At 62.7% G+C, this 17,820-nt stretch carries 10 protein-coding genes (1 of these 10 only partly in view); 3 read left to right on the plus strand and 7 right to left on the minus strand.

From position 1 onward, the window contains the following. Positions 1 to 7,712 carry the beginning of a non-ribosomal peptide synthase/polyketide synthase gene (locus MLB1_RS09770; RefSeq protein ID WP_180749437.1) on the minus strand. The gene continues 16,678 nt to the left of window position 1, outside the view, so only the first 7,712 of its 24,390 coding nucleotides appear in the window; it begins with the start codon at positions 7,710 to 7,712; the stop codon falls past the left edge of the window. A gap of 20 nt (positions 7,713 to 7,732) precedes the next feature. Continuing rightward, the gene (locus MLB1_RS09775; RefSeq protein WP_180749799.1) at positions 7,733 to 7,960 is read right to left on the minus strand and encodes an MbtH family protein; all 228 of its coding nucleotides are present in this window, start codon (positions 7,958 to 7,960) and stop codon (positions 7,733 to 7,735) included. Between the two features lie 563 nt (positions 7,961 to 8,523). Between MLB1_RS09775 and MLB1_RS09780 the strand changes: the two genes are divergently transcribed. After that, a complete protein-coding gene (locus MLB1_RS09780; RefSeq protein ID WP_180749438.1) occupies positions 8,524 to 9,930 on the plus strand; it encodes a cytochrome P450 in 1,407 nt (468 codons plus the stop codon). An 11-nt stretch (positions 9,931 to 9,941) separates the two neighbouring features. Here the strand turns inward: MLB1_RS09780 and MLB1_RS09785 are convergent, their stop codons facing one another. From MLB1_RS09785 to MLB1_RS09795, 3 genes are all read right to left on the minus strand, one after another. Beyond that, on the minus strand, positions 9,942 to 11,222 hold the full coding sequence (locus tag MLB1_RS09785) for a glycosyltransferase (RefSeq protein ID WP_180749439.1): 1,281 nt from the start codon (positions 11,220 to 11,222) through the stop codon (positions 9,942 to 9,944). Between the two features lie 40 nt (positions 11,223 to 11,262). Further along, complete coding sequence (locus tag MLB1_RS09790; protein ID WP_180749440.1) at positions 11,263 to 12,543, minus strand: glycosyltransferase; 1,281 nt, start codon at positions 12,541 to 12,543, stop codon at positions 11,263 to 11,265. Positions 12,544 to 12,830: 287 nt separating this feature from the next. After that, the gene (locus MLB1_RS09795; RefSeq protein ID WP_180749441.1) at positions 12,831 to 13,817 is read right to left on the minus strand and encodes a class I SAM-dependent methyltransferase; all 987 of its coding nucleotides are present in this window, start codon (positions 13,815 to 13,817) and stop codon (positions 12,831 to 12,833) included. A 162-nt stretch (positions 13,818 to 13,979) separates the two neighbouring features. Between MLB1_RS09795 and MLB1_RS09800 the strand changes: the two genes are divergently transcribed. Then, positions 13,980 to 14,747 carry a GAP family protein gene (locus MLB1_RS09800; protein ID WP_180749442.1) on the plus strand — a complete coding sequence of 256 codons (768 nt, stop codon included), beginning with the start codon at positions 13,980 to 13,982 and terminating at the stop codon, positions 14,745 to 14,747. A 132-nt stretch (positions 14,748 to 14,879) separates the two neighbouring features. Further along, complete coding sequence (locus tag MLB1_RS09805) at positions 14,880 to 15,665, plus strand: GAP family protein (RefSeq protein ID WP_180749443.1); 786 nt, start codon at positions 14,880 to 14,882, stop codon at positions 15,663 to 15,665. An 8-nt stretch (positions 15,666 to 15,673) separates the two neighbouring features. On the opposite strand, the gene MLB1_RS09810 is transcribed toward MLB1_RS09805, so the two are convergent. Continuing rightward, complete coding sequence (locus MLB1_RS09810) at positions 15,674 to 16,630, minus strand: sulfotransferase family protein (RefSeq protein ID WP_180749444.1); 957 nt, start codon at positions 16,628 to 16,630, stop codon at positions 15,674 to 15,676. A gap of 189 nt (positions 16,631 to 16,819) precedes the next feature. Further along, on the minus strand, positions 16,820 to 17,599 hold the full coding sequence (locus MLB1_RS09815; RefSeq protein WP_180749800.1) for a methyltransferase domain-containing protein: 780 nt from the start codon (positions 17,597 to 17,599) through the stop codon (positions 16,820 to 16,822). Positions 17,600 to 17,820 lie beyond the last annotated feature (221 nt).

Below are 17,820 nucleotides of genomic sequence, written 5' to 3' on the forward strand. Positions count from 1 at the left end.
GAAGGCCCCTGCAATTGGTCCAGGAACCACAACCGCGATTGGGCAAATGAAAGCGGAACCACGGCGGGCCGCTCGCCGGCCACCAACGGTTCCAGCCGCGCCGCTTCCCCGCCGATACGGCCGGCCAATTGGGCCACCGTGGGCGCGTCGAACAGGGAGCGCACCGCAATGCCAGCGTCCAACGAATTGTTGATCGCAGCGATCAGACGCATCGCGGACAGTGAATCCCCGCCCAGGTCGAAGAACGAGTCGTCGACCCCGACGCGCACGTGTCCGAGTACACGAGCGTAGATATCGGCCAGGATCTCCTCGACCGGGTTGGCCGGGGCGCGATAGTGATCGCCGTCGACGTAGTCCGGAACGGGCAAGGCGCGTCTGTCGAGTTTTCCGTTGACCGTCAGTGGCACCGCATCGATCGCGACCACCGCAGCCGGCACCATGTAGCTCGGGAGCCGCTCGACCAGCTGGGCGCGGATCTGGCCTGGGTCTGCGGTGCCGGTGACGTAACCGACCAGACGCAGGGCGGCGGGCTCGTCCTCGCGGGCGATCACCACTGCTTGGCTTACCCCGTCGAGTGCGGCCAGAGCGGCCTGGACCTCACCGAGTTCGATGCGGTACCCGCGGATCTTGACCTGCTCGTCGGCCCGCCCAAGGTATTGCACTTGGCCGTCGAAGCCCCACCGCACCAGGTCGCCGGTGCGATACATCCGAGTACCGGGCACGCCGAACGGGCAGGCCACGAACCGTGACGACGTCAAACCCGACCGGCGCCAATAACCCACGCCGACACCGCGACCGGCCACATACAACTCGCCGACCACCCCGGGCGGCACCGGACGCAACCAGGCATCGAGCACAAACAACGCCGCACCCGCCACCGGCGCGCCAATCGGTACCGCGGCCCCCGGGGTGAGCGGTGCACTGATCGAGGCGTACACCGTGGCCTCGGTAGGCCCGTAGGCGTTGATCAGCACTCGCCCGGGGCCCCAGCGGTCCACGAGCTCAGGTGGACAAGCCTCGCCTGCCACCACCAGCGCCGTCGATTCCAAACCCTGCGGCGAGATCATGCCCGCTGCCGACGGGGTCTGGCTCAACACGCTGACGTGTTCAGCGACAAGCAGCCCATGGAAGTCATCTGGTGATGCGGCAACCGGTTCGGACACCACCAGCAGGCGCGCCCCATGCAGCAGTGCGCCGAAGATCTCCCACACCGACACGTCGAAGCTGTACGAATGCCACTGCGCCCATACCTGCCCCGGGCCTGAGGGCACGTTGGCGTCGAGTGAGCCAAATAGCTCAGGAACGTTGTGGTGCTGGATGGCAACACCTTTCGGGACACCGGTGGTGCCCGATGTGTAGATGATGTAGGCGATGTCATCGGTGGCCGGACCGGCCAGCGCCGTGCTGGGCTGGGCGTCGGCAGCAGTCTCATTGATATCGATGACGGGTAGGTCAAACCCGTCTAGGCGCGACCGCCCCCGGGCCGTGGTGACCGCGACGATCGGCGCGGCATCGGCCAACATGAACTCGATGCGGGCAACCGGCAACGCCGGGTCTACCGGCACATAGGCCGCACCGGTTTTCAGTACGGCCAGAATCGCCACGATGGCCTCCGCCGACCGGGAAAACAGCAGTGCCACAACCTCGCCCGGACCGACCCCCTGGCCGGACAACAAGTGCGCAAACCGATTGGCGGCCTCATCGAGTTCTCGGTACGTCATCGACCGACCCTCGAAGGTCACCGCCACCCCATCGGGAGTGCGTGCCGCCTGCTCGGCGAACAACATCGGAATCGACTCCGCCGTCGCTGGTTTAGTCAAGACTGCCCGGTTGCTCCACTCATCCAGGCGAGCACGCGCGGCCTCGTCGAGCAGATCGATCGACGACAACGGCCGCCCCGGATCAGCGGTCATCGCCACCAAAACCGTCTTCAACCGCTCGATCAAGGACTCAACGGTCGCAAGGTCGAAGATATCGGCGTCGTATTCAACCCGAAGGCCCAACTCGCGGCCCGGCAGAGCCTGTACGGCAAGGGGGTAGTGATTGGATTCACGGAAATCGAACTCGGTGACGGCCAGGCCGTCGACGCCCAATGGCGCCGTGGTGTCGATCGGGTAGTTCTCGAACACCAAGAGTGTGTCGAACAGATTGTCCTGACCCGTCATGCGGTGAATGTCACTGAGCGCCACGTGCTGGTGCTCGAGCGTGTCATTGTGCGCATTTTGCAGCTGATGCAACAGGTCTGCGGTGGTGGTGGCCGCCCGGAACGTCGCCCGTACCGGCACCGTGTTGATCAGCAGGCCCACCATCGATTCCGCGCCGAGGACCTCGGACGGACGCCCCGAAACGGTCGTGCCGAATGCGACGTCATGCTGACCGGTCACCGAGCTGAGCAGCAATGCCCAGGCACCCTGGAGCACAGTGTTGACGGTGGTGTGATGCGAACGTGCCAGCACGCCGAGTGACAGCGTGACCTCTTCGGAGAGCTGGAAAGATTCAATGCCTCGCTGCCCCAGTACCTCTCGGCCAGTCGGACACACCAATGTGGGGGTGTCAAAACCAGCCAACGCCTCGCGCCACGCCGCTTGGGCGCCAGCTCGATCCCGTTCGGACAGCCAGGTCACGAAGCTGCGATACGACGCGGCCGGGGGCAGCCGTTGCCCACTGAAGCCGGCGAAGATCTCCTGTACCAGGATCGGCATCGACCAGCCATCGAGCACGATGTGATGGGTGGTCAGGACGAACCGGTGCCGGTCGTCAGCGATGCGGATGAGGGCGGCCCGGATAGCGGGCTGGTTCTTCAGATCGCAGACCGCGGCGCGTTCGGCGGCGCAAATCCCCCGGATCTGTTCCTCAGCGTCGGTGTTGGCGCTGGCGGTGGTGTCCAGTTCGATGTATTGCCAGGGCACTACGGGCTCGGTGGGAATGATCTGCACCGGTTGGTCGAACCGTTCGCAGAAGCGGGCCGCCAGGTGTGGATGCCGGCTGACCACGGCCTGCACCGCATCGCGGAGCCGGTTGGCGTCGAGCGAGCCGCTCAACGCAATACTCAGCTGCATCGCATACACGTCGTCCGAGCCCTGCGCGGTGCCTGCGTGGAAGAGCAGGCCCTGCTGCAAGGGGGTTAGCGGCAGCACGTCGGCGATGCGGGACTGCTGGCTCAGCTCATCGATCTGCCGCTGACTCAACTCGGCAGGGGCGATATCCGACGGAGTCAATCCGCCCCCGCCCCTTCGCACATGCGCGCAGATGCCGGTCAAGGCCTCGAACCACAATTGGCTCAGCCGACCGACTTGCGTGTGATCGAGCGCCGAGAGCGCCCACGTCCAGTCTGCGTTCAGGCATGGGCCGGTATCGGTGTCGACGGTGGCGGCGTTGAGCTCCACGGTATGTCCGAGCGGCGTGGACACCACCCCGGCGGTGCGGGTCAACGACAAGCCTTCAGGACATATCCGCCATGCATCGCCAGACCCGCCGCCCGCGGTCCCACCCAGGCGGCCCAGGTAGTTGAAGGCGATCATCGGGTCGGATTCAGTCAGATCCACATCGGGATTCAGATAGCGCAGCAGACCATAAGTCAAGCCGTCTGGCAGGGAACGAAGCTGCTCCTTGGCGTCCTTGATCACCGCACCAAGCGCGCCGTCACCGCCCACCACCTGCGTCCAACGCAACCCACCGACCGCCAACGACACTGGGTACTTGGTGGTGAACCAGCCCACCGTGCGCGAGAGGTCAACCTCGGCGGCGAGGCCTTCTTGGCGCCCGTGACCCTCCACATCGATCGCGATCGGCGCACGGCCGGTGCCTGCGAACTCGGCCACCGCCAGCCCAAAGGCGATCAACAGAATGTCTTGCGGCCCCGCGTGAAACGCTGCAGGCACCTCACCGAGCAGCATGTGCGTCGTCTCGGCATCCAGCGATACCGACAACTGCCCCGCGCTCGCGTAGGTATCCACGTCGACGCGCACCTCCGGCAACACCGCCGGGACCGCCGCCACCTGCCGCCACACCTGAGCCTGCTCCACGACTTGTGGGTGCTGCGCAGACTGAGACAGCAATTCGGCCCACCGCGCGAACGACGTCCCCGCTCCCGGCAGAATTACGGGTTGCCCGTCACGATGCTGCGCCCAGGCGATATTGCAGTCTTCCAACACAATTCGCCACGACACCCCATCAACGGCTAAGTGATGAATGATCAACACCAGTTGGCCTGTGGAGGTAACCCATAGCGCGCTGACCATCTCCCCCTCCGCCGGGTTCAACCGCGACCGCGCCGCCACCAGCGCCTCATCGGAGAGCACGTTCACGGCGCGCAGGCATCCAGCGGCATCAACCGACCCTGCCTCAGGCACAGTCAAGGACCACCCGCCTGCGCCGTCGCCCTCGGCACGCAGCCGCAACATGGCATGCCGATCTAGCAAGGCCTGCAACATGATTACGACGTCGTCCTCGGTAACATCCGCGGGGGCCTGCACCAGCACCGTCTGGTTGAACTCGTCGATCGACCCGTTTGCGCTCTCCAGGCTCTTCAACCACCGCATGATCGGGGTCGGCAGCACTGGCCCGAGACCCTCATCGACCGGCTCATCCGCACTGCCAGTCGCCGCAACTACCTGGGCCAGTCGCGCCACCGTCTGCTGGACGAAGATGTCACGCGGGCGACATACCAGGCCCGCGGCACGCGCTCGCGAGGACACCTGCATCGACAAGATGCTGTCCCCACCGAGTTCAAAGAACGAGTCGTCGATACCGACACGGTTCAGGCCCAGAATGTGAGCGTAGATACCGACCAGGATTTCCTCGGTGGTGGTGGTAGGGGCCCGATACTGGTCGATGTGTTGGTATTCCGGCGCGGGCAAGGCTCCTTTGTCGAGCTTGCCGTTGACCGTCAACGGCAAGGCAGCCAGGACCACGATCGCCGCGGGCACCATGTAGGACGGCAGCCTGTCGGCCAACGCCGCACGCAACTCAGCGGGGTCGGCGGTGCCGGTGATGTAGCCGACTAGACGCTTATCGCCCGGGCGATCCTCACGAGCGATAACCACCGCCTGTTCGACTCCGTCGAGAGCCGTTAACGTCGAATGGATTTCGCCGAGCTCGATGCGATAGCCACGGATCTTTACCTGCTCGTCAGCCCGTCCCAGGTACTGCAACTGTCCAGCGACATCCCAGGACACCAGGTCGCCAGTGCGATACATCCGCACTCCCGACCCGCCGAACGGGCAGGCCACGTATCGCGTCGCCGTCAGCGGCGCCCGGCCGACATAGCCATAGCCCAAACCCGCGCCTGCGACATACAACTCGCCCACCACACCCAGCGGAACCGGCCGCAACCAGTCATCGAGCACAAAGAACGCCAGATCGGACAACGGAACTCCGATCGGGCTGACCGTCTTCTGCACATCAGCAGCGGTGATCTCACGGAATGAGGCGTGCACCGTCGTTTCGGTGATCCCATACATATTGATCAACCTCGGCAACCCCGGATGATCGGTCAACCATGCCCCAAGACGTTGTGGCTCCAAGGCCTCCCCGCCGAACACCACCGCCTTGAGACCGAGCTGCCGACATTCGGGAAGGACCGTATCCACGGCGTGCAGCGCATAAAACGCCGACGGTGTCTGACTCAACACGCTGACGCGCTCGTTGACGAGTAAGGCGTGGAACTCTTCCGGTGAGCGCGTCGCTGAATCGGGAACCACCACCAGCCGCCCCCCATGGAGCAGGGCGCCGAAGATCTCCCACACCGAGAAGTCGAACGCCAACGAATGGCTCTGCGCCCACACCTGTCCCGGCGACAACTCCAGCTCGGCGTCGATTGCCTCCATCAACCGCGTCACGTTGTGGTGCGGAATGGCAACACCTTTGGGTACGCCGGTGGTGCCCGAGGTGTAAATCAGATACGCGATATCGTCAGGCTCGGGCTCCACAGGTAGCGCAGTACTCGGCCGGCCGTACACCGCACGGTCGTTGATATCGACAACCGTCAATCCGCGACCACCCAACCGATCCACCAGATCGGCGGTAGTCACCGCAACTACCGGCCCGGCATCGGCCAGCACGAATTCCAACCGCGCATCAGGTACCGAAGGATCGACCGGCACATACGCCGCACCGGTTTTCAGCACCCCCAGAATTGCCACGACTGCCTCGACCGAACGCGAGAACAGCAGCACCACCCGCTCGCCAGGACCCACGCCATGTCCAACAAGCAAGTGCGCCAGACGATTCGCGGCCGCATCCAGCCCGCGATACGTCATCGAACTATCACCGAAACTGACCGCCACCGCCCCCGGCTCACGGGCCACCTGCTCGGCGAACAACTTCGGAATCGACACCGGCCGGGGCCCGGGTCGGACCAACGCTCCCCGATTACCCCACACCTCGACCTGGGGGCGCTCCTCTTCATCGCGCACATCGATCGCCGAAAGCGGCCGCGCTGGGGCGGCGGTCATCGCCAACAACACTCGCTCGAACCGGTCCGCTAGAGCACGGGCATCGCAGTCGGCGAACAACTGCCCGACACCCGAGGTACTGAGGAAGAGCTCCTCGTCGTTCTTGATAAAGACCAGCCCAAACTGATCCACGAGGCCCGTGTGGGTCACGGTCCCCGATCCAGCGGCACCGGCAAAATCTGCCAACCGGGTGGTCGGAATGAAGTTGATGGCTGCACGATTCGACGCCTGCCCACCGCGCTGGAAGCCCGTCTTGCTCTCGATAGCACGTAGCGGAAAACGCTGATGCTGCAACGCTTCTTGTATCCGCCGATCGACATGTTCGCAGAAGCCGGCCACCGTGAACCCCGGTGACGTCGTCAACCTCAACGGCACGACCCCGGAGCTCATCCCGGGCACCATCAGCGCCTCCGGGCGCACCCGTCGACTCACCGGGAAATCGAGTACGACCTCAGTGCCCCCGAGCTCGCCGTGCACCAACAGCGCGCAGGCCGCAGTGATCACCGAGGCTCGACGCACCCCCAACGCGTGGGACAACTCACGGGCCTTGGCAACGACAGAAGGGGCCAGTTGGACTGGCGCAGAAGGCTCATACTCGTTGGTGCGGCGCGCGGCAACGCGTGACGCACCAAAATGCGGCTCGTTCTCGAGCGGACCGCTCTTGGTCCAATAGGCCTCATCGTCGAGGTACTCGTCGGAGGCCTCGTACTCCGCCTCGCAATCGACGAGATTCCTCAACGACCCAAAGATGGGGGGAGGAATCGGCGCGTCGGTAGCGATCGCGGAATAGACGGCGGCGATCCGATGGCAGAGGAGTCCCATGCCAATTCCGTCGGTCGCGATGTGGTGGCAGCACACGAAAAGGTAGAAATCATCGGCCCGCACCTGCATCAGCGCAAACTTGAACAACGGGCCACTCAGCGACATCGGCGTTCGTCGGATTGCAGACGCCACCCGATAAGCGTCACGCACAGGATCCGATGAACCCGTCAGGTCATGGCGAGCAACCTCAACGTCCGGATAATCAACCACCGTCTGGAAAACCTGGCCGTCTACCTCAGAGAAGGCAGCTCTGAGAGGTTCTGCCTCGCGCACCACATGACGCACCGCCCGTTCGAGGAGGGCATGCTCGATGACGCCCTCGATCCGCCCAAGCATGCCCAGCTGCCATTTGACACCGGAGCGCCCGGCCTCTTCGGCAAGCCAGATATCCAGCTGACCCCGCGTAAGCGGAAGCCCCCCATGATCACATTCCATCGGTCCCCACCCGCCGCTTACTAATCAACAGTCCGACCCTGTGCCAACCTCTCGCGCAGACTCTTCGGCCGAATGTCGGCCCAGTGTCGCTCTATGTTGTCCAGGCAGGCAGCGCGGTCCGCTTCGCCGTAAGCCACCCGCCAACCAGCTGGTACATCGACAAAGGCGGGCCACAAGCTGTGCTGCTCTTCGTCATTGACCAGAACGAAAAAGCTGCCGCTGTCATCGTCAAATGGATTGATACTCAACACTTCTCCCGAAACCATCCACACCCGATAAGTGGAACCTGTTCTAAAACTAACCGAGAATTCGTCGACGGTACGTGTTTTTAGAAAAATCGCCAATACTTGCTGAGTCGCAGCCGAGCGGGTGATGAGCGGTACCAGATTGCCCGGCATGATCGGCTCTTGAACGGTTAATTGGCTGCTAGCCGTTACCAAACCGCGCGTGAGCAGCCCGCGGCCCTGGTCGCCACTCCGGCAATGCTGATGAGGTTAGACTTTGCTGTATGGGCTGTGGCACGTATCGTGCGCCACTCGACGGGGTACCGAATGTGACCAGATTAGTTCAGTAGACACCGTGATCAGATTCGTCCCGTGGACACCGCGGCCCGCTCGACCGACCGGATTCCCATCTGCAACATGCCCAACTACCGAAAGTGCTCGCGCGCCCGCCCCGACACTCGTACCGTGGAACCGACCGTAGAACCCCGGAGTGAGTGTCCATCTGCGACAGGCAAACTCGCCCCAGTTGCAGCCGGAGTGGTCGACATGTGAGCTGTCATACCGTCTAGCACTGAGGATCATGCAAAGTGAGCAAAGCCCCGAAAATCGCACTGCCACCCGGGCCTCCGCTTCCCCTGGTGGTGCAGTCCGTATTGATGGCGGCCTTAGGTCTGCGCTTCCTGGCTGGATGTCAACGCCGATACGGCAACGTGTTCACACTTCGTATTCCCTTGTCGGGCAAGGTCGTATATCTTGCGGATCCTGCTGACATCAAGACGGTGTATGCAGGCGACCCGCGGGTCTATCATTCCGGCGAAGCGCACTGGTTCTTTCGCGGGCTCCTTGGTGACAGCTCTCTGTTCGTACTCGACGAGGACGAACACCACGACCAGCGTCGTCTGCTCATGCCGGCCTTTCATCGCGACGCAGTCGCGCACCAAGCCGCTCAGATGGCCGAGATCGCCGCCGCAAACATCGCCGACTGGCCTGTCGGCGAGGCCTTCCCCGTTGCCCCCATGACGACCGAGATCACGCTCGAGGTAATCCTGCGAACTGTTATCGGTGCTACCGACCCGGTGCGGCTGGCCGCGCTGCGCAGGGTCGTACCGCGGCTCCTTTACATGAAACCGTGGGAAACCCCGGCGATTACGAAACCAAGCCTGCGGCGCCATCGCCCGTGGCGAGGAGTGGGCAGGCGAATGGCTGAAACCGATGCCTTGCTCTACGCGGAGATCGCCGACCGTCGCGCCGATCCAAACCTCGCCAACCGCACCGATATTCTGGCCATGCTGGTCCGCGCCACCGACGAAGACGGCCGCGCCATGTCCGACCGTGAACTACGCGATCACCTCTTGACGTCCATCGCGGCCGGACACGAGACCACCGCGACAGCGCTGTCCTGGGTGCTCGAGCGGCTGACCCGCCATCCGTCTGCGCTGGCCAAGGCGGTACGGGCCGCCGATGCGAGCGCGGAGGGCGATCCGGCCGGCGACGAGTACCTCGATGCAGTGGCGAAGGAGACCCTGCGAATTCGTCCGGTGATCTTCAGCTCGGGCAGGGTCCTGAAGGCGCCTGTCGAGGTGGGCGGCTATCGACTACCGGCAGGCATCATGGTCGACCCCGCGATCGGACTCGTGCACGCGAGCGCCGCCGTGTACCCGGATCCGGGTAGTTTCGATCCGGATCGGATGCTCGGCACCACACTGAGCCCTACCACTTGGTTACCATTCGGCGGCGGCAACCGCCGCTGCCTCGGTGCCACCTTTGCCATGGTCGAGATACGGATCGTGCTGCGTGAGATCCTGCGTCGGGTCGAGTTGAGCATCACCACCGCACCCGATGAAAAGCAGCAGGCGAAACACGTCACCTTCGTGCCGCATCGTGGGGGGATTGTCCAAGTTCGGGCGATCAGGAACTGCGTGCAGGCAGCCGCGATGCCGGGATGCCCCGCCGGCGCTCATGGCACGACACGGTCGGGCGACTCGCGGCGGTAGGACACCCGACGCTAATTCGACCTCGGTCGCGGCCGACCGCGGCCGGCAAGACTCTCCACGAGATCGGCTGTGGCCTGCACGCTTTCCGCGGGTTTGGTCATGCGGGTGGATACCGCACGAGCCCGGGTGACGATTTGTGGGTCGAGGATGGTCCGCAGGTCTGCCACCAGCGTTTTCTCGGTCGTGGTCGAAAAACGCCGGGCAGTACCGACTTTCAAACGTTTGACGCGAGCACCCCATAGCGTCTGATCGAGATCCGTCGAAAGGATCAACGTGGGAACCCCCGCGCGCAAGCCCGCGGCGGTGGTGCCTGTGCCGCCGTGGTGCACGACCGCGCGACAGGCGGGAAAGGCTGCCGAATATTTCATCGCACCGACCACTTTGATGTTCTCGGCATAGGGGGCCTCGCCGAAGTCAGACCCGGCGGAACACACCAATGCCCGAGTGCCCAACTGGTCACAGGCGGAGCCGATCATGGCGAGCGTCTTGCCGGCGGATTCGACCGGCAAGCTGCCAAAGCCGAAGAAGATCGGCGGTGTTCCCTCGGCAATCCACGAGGCCACCTCGTCATCGAAATCCGTTGGTAAGTCTAATGTCAGCGCACCGACGAAGGGGCGTAGGCCATCGTGTTCCGCCCACTCGTCGGCCAACCCGGGAAAGCACACCTCGTCGTACGCCTGAACCTCCAACGATCCCCGCTCGGTAATCCGCCACGGCGAGGGCGCCGTGGCCTTCGGTAGGGCCAGCTCACCGCGCTGGATGCCCTCCACTTTCTTCGCGTTCTGCCAAGCCAGCCACTCGCCCACCTTCATTGTCGAACGACCCAGTGGCGCAGGCAGGAATGGCACGAACTGGCCGTTCGACCGCAATGGGAAGAAGTGCAGCGTGGCCAACGGAATGTCGTAGCACTCCGCGACATTGCCTGCGGCGTCCTCGAAATTCACGCCGGTGAAGAGCAGATCGGCGTCCTCAGCCAACGATGTCAGCGTGGCGACGATGTCCTTCCAGCACTGGAGAAAGGGCTCCACGACTTCGCGCCGCAACCTGATCAAATCCCGGATCTTCCAGAAATTGCGGAAGAAATGCGACCAGAAGTCGCGGTGCGCGTCCAGAACGGCCTGCAGATCCGGTCCGTACGGAACCGCCGTAGGCCCGGCCGCCTCGACAAAGCCAATGAGATCGGGCGGGACGGCCATCTGCACATCGTGCCCACGACGCAGCAGCTCGCGGCCGACGGCGACACACGGTTCGATATCGCCGCGCGTCCCGTAGCTTGCCAACACAAATTTCATCGCGGCTGTTGGCCTGCTACATCCGATGCGTGTTCTGCCATCAGCCAACCCGCTTGAGGCGGGCGAAGTTTTCCAACAGCTCGGCGGCGGTCGCAGGGCTTTCGGCGGGTTTGGTCATTCGGGTGGCGGCCTCGCGGGCCTGGGCCACACATCGCGGATCGAGGACGGTCTGTAGGTCTGCCACCAACGTCTCCTCGGTCGTGGCCGAAAAACGCCGAGCGGTGCCTACTTTCAGACGTTTGACGCGAGCACCCCACAGCGTCTGATCGAGATCCGTCGAAAGGACCAGGGTGGGAACCCCCGCCCGCAGACTCGCCGCGGTAGTACCCGCGCCGCCGTGATGCACGACCGCGCGACAGACGGGAAAGGCTGCCGAATAATTCATCGCGGCCACCACTTTGACGTTCTCGAAAAGTGGTACATGACTGAAGTCACTCCCGCCGGCGCACACCAAAGCCCGCTCGCCCAACTGATCACAAGCGGAGCTGATCATGGCGAGCGTGTCGGCTGCGGATTCGACCGGCATGCTGCCAAAGCCGAAGCAAATGGGCGGCGTTCCTTCGGCAATCCACGAAGCTACCTCGTCATCGGAATCCGTTGGTAAGTCCAATGTCAGCGCACCGACGAAGGGCCGCCGGCCGTCAAATTCCGCCCACTCATCGGCCAACCCGGGAAAGCACACCTCGTCGTACGCCTGGACCTCCAGCGAGCCGCGCTCGGTGATCCGCCACGGCGAGGGCGCTGTGGCCTTCGGTAGGCCTAATCCACGCCGCTGCGGGTCTTCGAGCCTTTTGAACAGCGGCCAACCCAACCACTCCGAAAGCCTCATAAGGGAGCGGCCGAACCGCGCCGGCATTCCCGGTACGAGCTGGCCGTTGGCACGAATCGGAAACACATGCAGCGTGGCGAACGGGAGGTCGTGAAACTCCGCGATGTTGCCGGCTGCCTCCTCTCCGAGGACACCGGTGAAGAGCAGGTCGGCGTCCTCCGCCTGCGACTTCAGCGTCGAGCTGACGTCCTCCCAGCACTGAGTCAAAAACCGCCAATCTTCGCGCAGCAGCTCCCGCAGATCCCCGATCCTCCAGAAGTTCTTCCAAAAGTTCCGCAAAAATCGTGCCCAGAAATCGCGGTTCACGTCCTGCCACACGCGCACGTCCGGTCCGCAGGCAATCGCCGCAAGCCCGGCCTCCTCGGCGAAGCCAACAAGGTCGGGCGGGACGACCATCCGTACATCGTGGCCGCGGCGCAACAGCTCACGGCCAACGGCGACACCGGGCTCGACATCACCGCGTGTTCCATAGAATGACAGTACGAATTTCATCGCGGATCTCAGCCCTTCACTTCCCGTGGTCCTGCGGAATGAAGCGGGAGCATAACGCGATACTCACGCTATTAACTTGAAATTCAAGAGTTTTGGGCAAAGGACCGAGTGCTCCGACAAGCACAGGGGAACCCGTCGACCGTCCTCAGTCGCATTATCGGGTTTCCCCAGCGACGGGATCTTGGCGCCCATTCACCACTATCAGGGCTCGTCGGCGACCTTCGGTCATGGCGAATCATTTGGGGAGCAAAGGAATACGCTTCTACCCTTAGACACCCCGTGCAGATTTAGTGTTCCTTGGCCCGTAGGACAAAACCGGTCTGGTCACCACGGTTCTGCTGATTGAGTCGTTTCGATCGCTTCTCCCATGCCCAGATCTGCTTGGGCCGGAACATCGTAAGGATTTTGGGGTCGGTTACCGGAACGTCACCTCGATAGGCTTCACTCCCGGTGAACTGACCAAAAGTTGAATCATCAAACGTCTGCTCGACGCGCAGACCGGCTCGCTCCGCGGCCAGCGCCATCCCGTTCCGCGAGGGAATGACCATATGCCGAGGGGCATCCGCCTGTACCCAATCAGCCCCGTAGATAGACCACGCTTCAGATGATGTCGTGGGCACCCGAGCCAGGCACATTCCGCCGGCAGCGAGCTTCTTGGCTGCCACCTCGAGAGTGGCGACCGGATCGGGCATGTGTTCAAACGAATGATTGAACATGATGAGATCGAATTCGCCTGTCACGTCACCCAAATACCGCTTCATCAACGGAATGCGTTCACGTGACTCGCCATCGCTTGCGATGAATGGATCAGCACCGGCCAAGCTGTTGAAGCCGACTCTGGCCAACCGGTCCAGCAGTGCACCGCTTCCACAGCCCACATCCAAGATCCGCGCATCTCGCGCCACGCCCAGCTGAGCGAGCATTCCGACAACGTCTCCGCCGAGCAAGACCCGGAAGATGCCTTCCGGCACGGGCGACGTTAGGAGGGACCCGAATATCCTTCCGCCGCTTTGTAATTTAAATCGATCTCGTTGTGTGACCAGCCATTGAAATGCCCTCGGCTGAGCCGAACCATTGTGAGAATAGTATGTCGACGGGTAGTGCCGCATGAGCTCTTCACCCTCGAGCGGCCGGACAACCTGCAACGTGTCGCACGCGGCGCAGCTGAAGTATTCGAACAGCTCACGGGTTCCGAACATCATCTCGCGAACTTCAAGCGTTTGATGGGGGCCGACCGACTCGCATAGCCGGCACTCACTGGTAACCGCCGTCATTCAAAAACTCCTCTACGCGAATTTGTGGCCGGAGAACGCGAACCGCGTATGCGCGAGCAACAGTCGACACCCCTATACCGGCCAAGTGCCTGTGACCGGTGGCCACAGAACAACTTTCAAACGAACCACAGACAACGAACCTACCGCGTAGAGTCTCCGGACGTGTGGGGTTCAGTACTGGCACTCGTGGTACTGGTGGCTCTCAACCCGATACGTCTCGGTATCACCCTCCTCGTGATCTCGAGGCCACGGCCCGTGCAGAATCTGCTCGTCTACTGGGCGGGCTGTCTCATAGGTTGTATCCCCGCTGTGGTGGTTCCGTTGACGCTGCTGCATGTCACACCGATGGTCCGATCATTCGCCGAGGGGGTGGCGGACAGCCCCACCATTCGGCATATTCAACTCGGCATGGGTGTGCTGGCGCTATCGGTGGCAGCGCTGATAGCAGCACGCTCGCGGCGAGCGTCGAGCGCCAATGCTTTGACCGCGGAGCCAGATAAGCAGACACCGGACCCAATTACGCGACTGCTGGGTCACCCGGAAGGCACTGCGACCGAGGGCGGTTCCGTGTTCCGCCGGCTGCTGCGCCGGGCCACCAGCGCGTGGGAAAGCGGATCCCTATGGGTCGCGTTCCTGATCGGCTTGGCACTTGGCGGAATCGAACCCGATGCGGGTCTGTTCCTCATCGCCATCATCGTGACCTCAGGCGCCACACTCGGGACACAGATCACCGTCGCCATCGTATTCATCATCGGCGTACTGGCGATTGTCGAACTCACGTTGATCAGTTACCTGGTCGCGCCGACGAAAACCCAAGCGGTCGTGCAACTGCTACATGACTGGGCCTTGACTCACCGTCGAAAGATTCTGATAGCCATGTGCATAGTGGCTGGGATATCGCTTCTGATCCACGGCATCGGCGGCATCTAACTCTCAAAGCCCAGTTGTCTACACGAAACCCATTCGGGCACAAGGGTTCGCCAAATTGGCGATCGATGTTGCTGATGGCTTTGGTTCTGAATTCCCCAAGAAAGCGCGGTCACATGGGTAGTGTTCCGGGCCGTGTGGGGTCTATTACTCGTGATGGCGATCATGTTCGCGGTCAATCCGGTACTACTTGCCATCATCGTCTTGATGATCTCGCGGCCTCGGCCGGTCCAGAACCTAGCGGCCTACTGGCTCGGCAGCATGATCGTGAGTCTTGCCGGTCTGCTGATACCGCTGATGGTGTTGCACATAGCGCCATCGTTTCGCTCTTTTGTGGAGGATTTGGCGACGCCGGGCAAGAGCCCCACTACTCGGTTCTTCAACCTCGGTATGGGCCTTCTCATGTTGTCAATCGCCGCGGTGATGGCAGTGCGCTCAGCCCGCCAACGGTCGCGCATACCGGTATCGGCCAGCAACACCGCTGCCCTGACGCAGGATTCGGATACATCGAATCTCATAACATCGCCGTTTGGTAACCCGCAGGACGCGGCAGCAGAGGGCGGGTCTGTATTTCGGCGGCTGCTCCGCCACCTCCAAAATGCCTGGGAGAACGGGGCACTGTGGGTCGCCTTCGTGTTCGGGCTCTGCGGGCTTCCGCCACCCATGTTGGTACTCTTCGTACTCACTCCCGTCGTGGCCTCGGGTACACCGATCGGCACACAGATCATCGCCGTCATCCTATTTGTCTTCGGGATGTTTGCGATTGTCGAGATCACCCTGGTCAGCTATCTGGCCGCGCCCGCGAAAACTCTTGCGGTACTAAGACCGCTGCACGACTGGGCGCTGGTTCACCGTCGGCAGATGCTGATCACTATCTTCTCAGTCGCCGGGCTCATTCAGGTAGTCAACGGCATTGCCTGAGTGGCCGGTCAGGCCCACGTCCCACGGCGCCCGTTGGCGGTCGCCATGATCTCGTAGATCAGCTTCATCATCGACGGCCGGGTACGCCGGCTGAGTTTGTGGAATCGCTGGTAATCCTCAAACATCGTGCGGAAACCGCGTTCGCTTATCCGATACGCCTCGAGAACGTGATCCAGTGCAGCTTGATCCCAGGACTCGTCGCGCGCGGCTGCGCACAGTGCCTCATAGACCACGGAAATCCAGTCAGTGCCGAAAGGCTCTGTCACTGGGCCGCAGTATCTCTGGCGCCGTAGATCTGTTTCGAGGAACTCCTCGATCGCCACCTCATCCTGGGTATCGAGGTTGACCCCGAGCGCTACTGAAATCCGCTTCACTTCGCGACGCCAGTCCTCAAGGAGGTTCGTGTACCCCACGAATACGCGCGGCACGTCGCGTGTGTCTGCCTCGGCCAGCAGATTGAATTTCAGCCACAGCGCACTCGAGAACTCCGACGAGGCTGCGGCCTGCGCCGCAACCGAGGCGATGACCTCGGTCGGGTGGCGCACCGCTATTGCAGTCGCCACATCGAATCCCGCCAAGCGTGCCGCTTCAAACCACATGCCGGACAGCAGATTTATTCGCGGGTCTTTGATGATCACCAGTGGCGCGGGCGGCAGCGTTGTCAGAAAGGCCCGGATCTCGTCGATGCACGCGGCCTTCTCGTCTGCGTCAAACGCACCTTCCTCTTGTAGACGCAATGTCGTATCAAACCTCGAGCTGCCGTTGCGATGAAGGATCCTCTCGTTGAGGATGATTGCTTTGCGTGGCTCCCAATAACCACGCGGATTGGCCGGGTTGGCGCCCGCGAGCGCCGACGGGAGGGCGCCACCGCACAGCGAGAGAACTCGGGTAATCGCCGAGGTTCCGGACCGGGCCATGCCCAATACGAACAGAACAACAGGGCGGCCCTGCTTATCCGAGGTCACGAGCACAACTTTGCACTCGATGTCACACACCGCGCAGGAGCGTCGTGCTGCACCATGAGATCCTCCAGCGATAGACCGGTCTGGTCCTGGCAGTACACCCGACCAGAACGAGTTGCGCGGCGTAATGGACTGTCGCACATTGAATCATGCGTGTGTAACACATGTGATGACATCGCGGTGATCGGCCTCTCAACCGGTTTGCCGAGAACGGCTGGCAACTACCACCGTCGGAGCCAGCCCTCGCCGGGTCCGGAATTCGACGGTGATGGCTGGATCGGCATGTTGAGCGAGCGCACGCAGCGCCGACGGGCTATAGGCGCGAAGGGAGCTGATAAACCCGTCGTGCTGCAGCGGCGAGAGCCTGGTGAGCGGCAGCACCACCGCCAACAACGCGATGTGGAGCGGCACCGGCGGCCTGGGGAGGTCGACGATCAACAGCTTCCTCGCCGCCCTCGTCCCCGCGGCGAACACCTGGGCGGCGAGTTCAGGCGAAAGATGGTGCAGCGACAGCGCAAATACCGCGAGGTCGTAATGCCCTTCCGGGGCATCGATTTCGGTGGCATCCATTTCTCGCACTGTTGCGCGCGGGTGACTGCCGAGATCGCCCGCGATCGCCGTGGCCACAAAAGTGGGATCGATATCGGTGATCGTCAGCTGCGCAGTGGGGTGCATCTCCAGTAACTTGCGTGACAACCCGCCAAGGCCGGCACCAAGTTCCAAGATCTTCGGAGAGCGCACATCGGCCACCTCGCGAAGCGCCAGCCGGGCACATTTTTCATGGACGCCGATCCATCGTCGCCGCCCGGCACGGTCGAGCGAGTACATGACCTTGCGCTTCAGCTCGTCGACGTCGTCGCGGTCCAGGTATTCCAGCCGATCGGTCTGCAACCTCCGGTCCAGCCACGAAGCGTTCGGGCCACCCCGAGGCATGCTCGAAATGTCGCGGGCTCTGCTATCCACGTAGAACATCATGGATCATGGCGGTGCCGCTCGACACGACAGTCACAAAATCAAACACGGCGGTCACAATTCAAAGCAGCGAAACTGATTGTGGTGGCGCAGATCTGGGTCCACCCGTCAACCAGAACAGCATGCGGCCGCGGTGAGGAAGATTCCACCACGACATCTCCACCGAGCGGCTAGGCTCCCGACCTATTCGATCAATGTGGGCCCGACGGTGCTGGGCTGGA

Origin of the sequence: Mycobacteroides sp. LB1 (assembly GCF_013449725.1) — a bacterium.
Lineage (GTDB): Bacteria > Actinomycetota > Actinomycetes > Mycobacteriales > Mycobacteriaceae > Mycobacterium.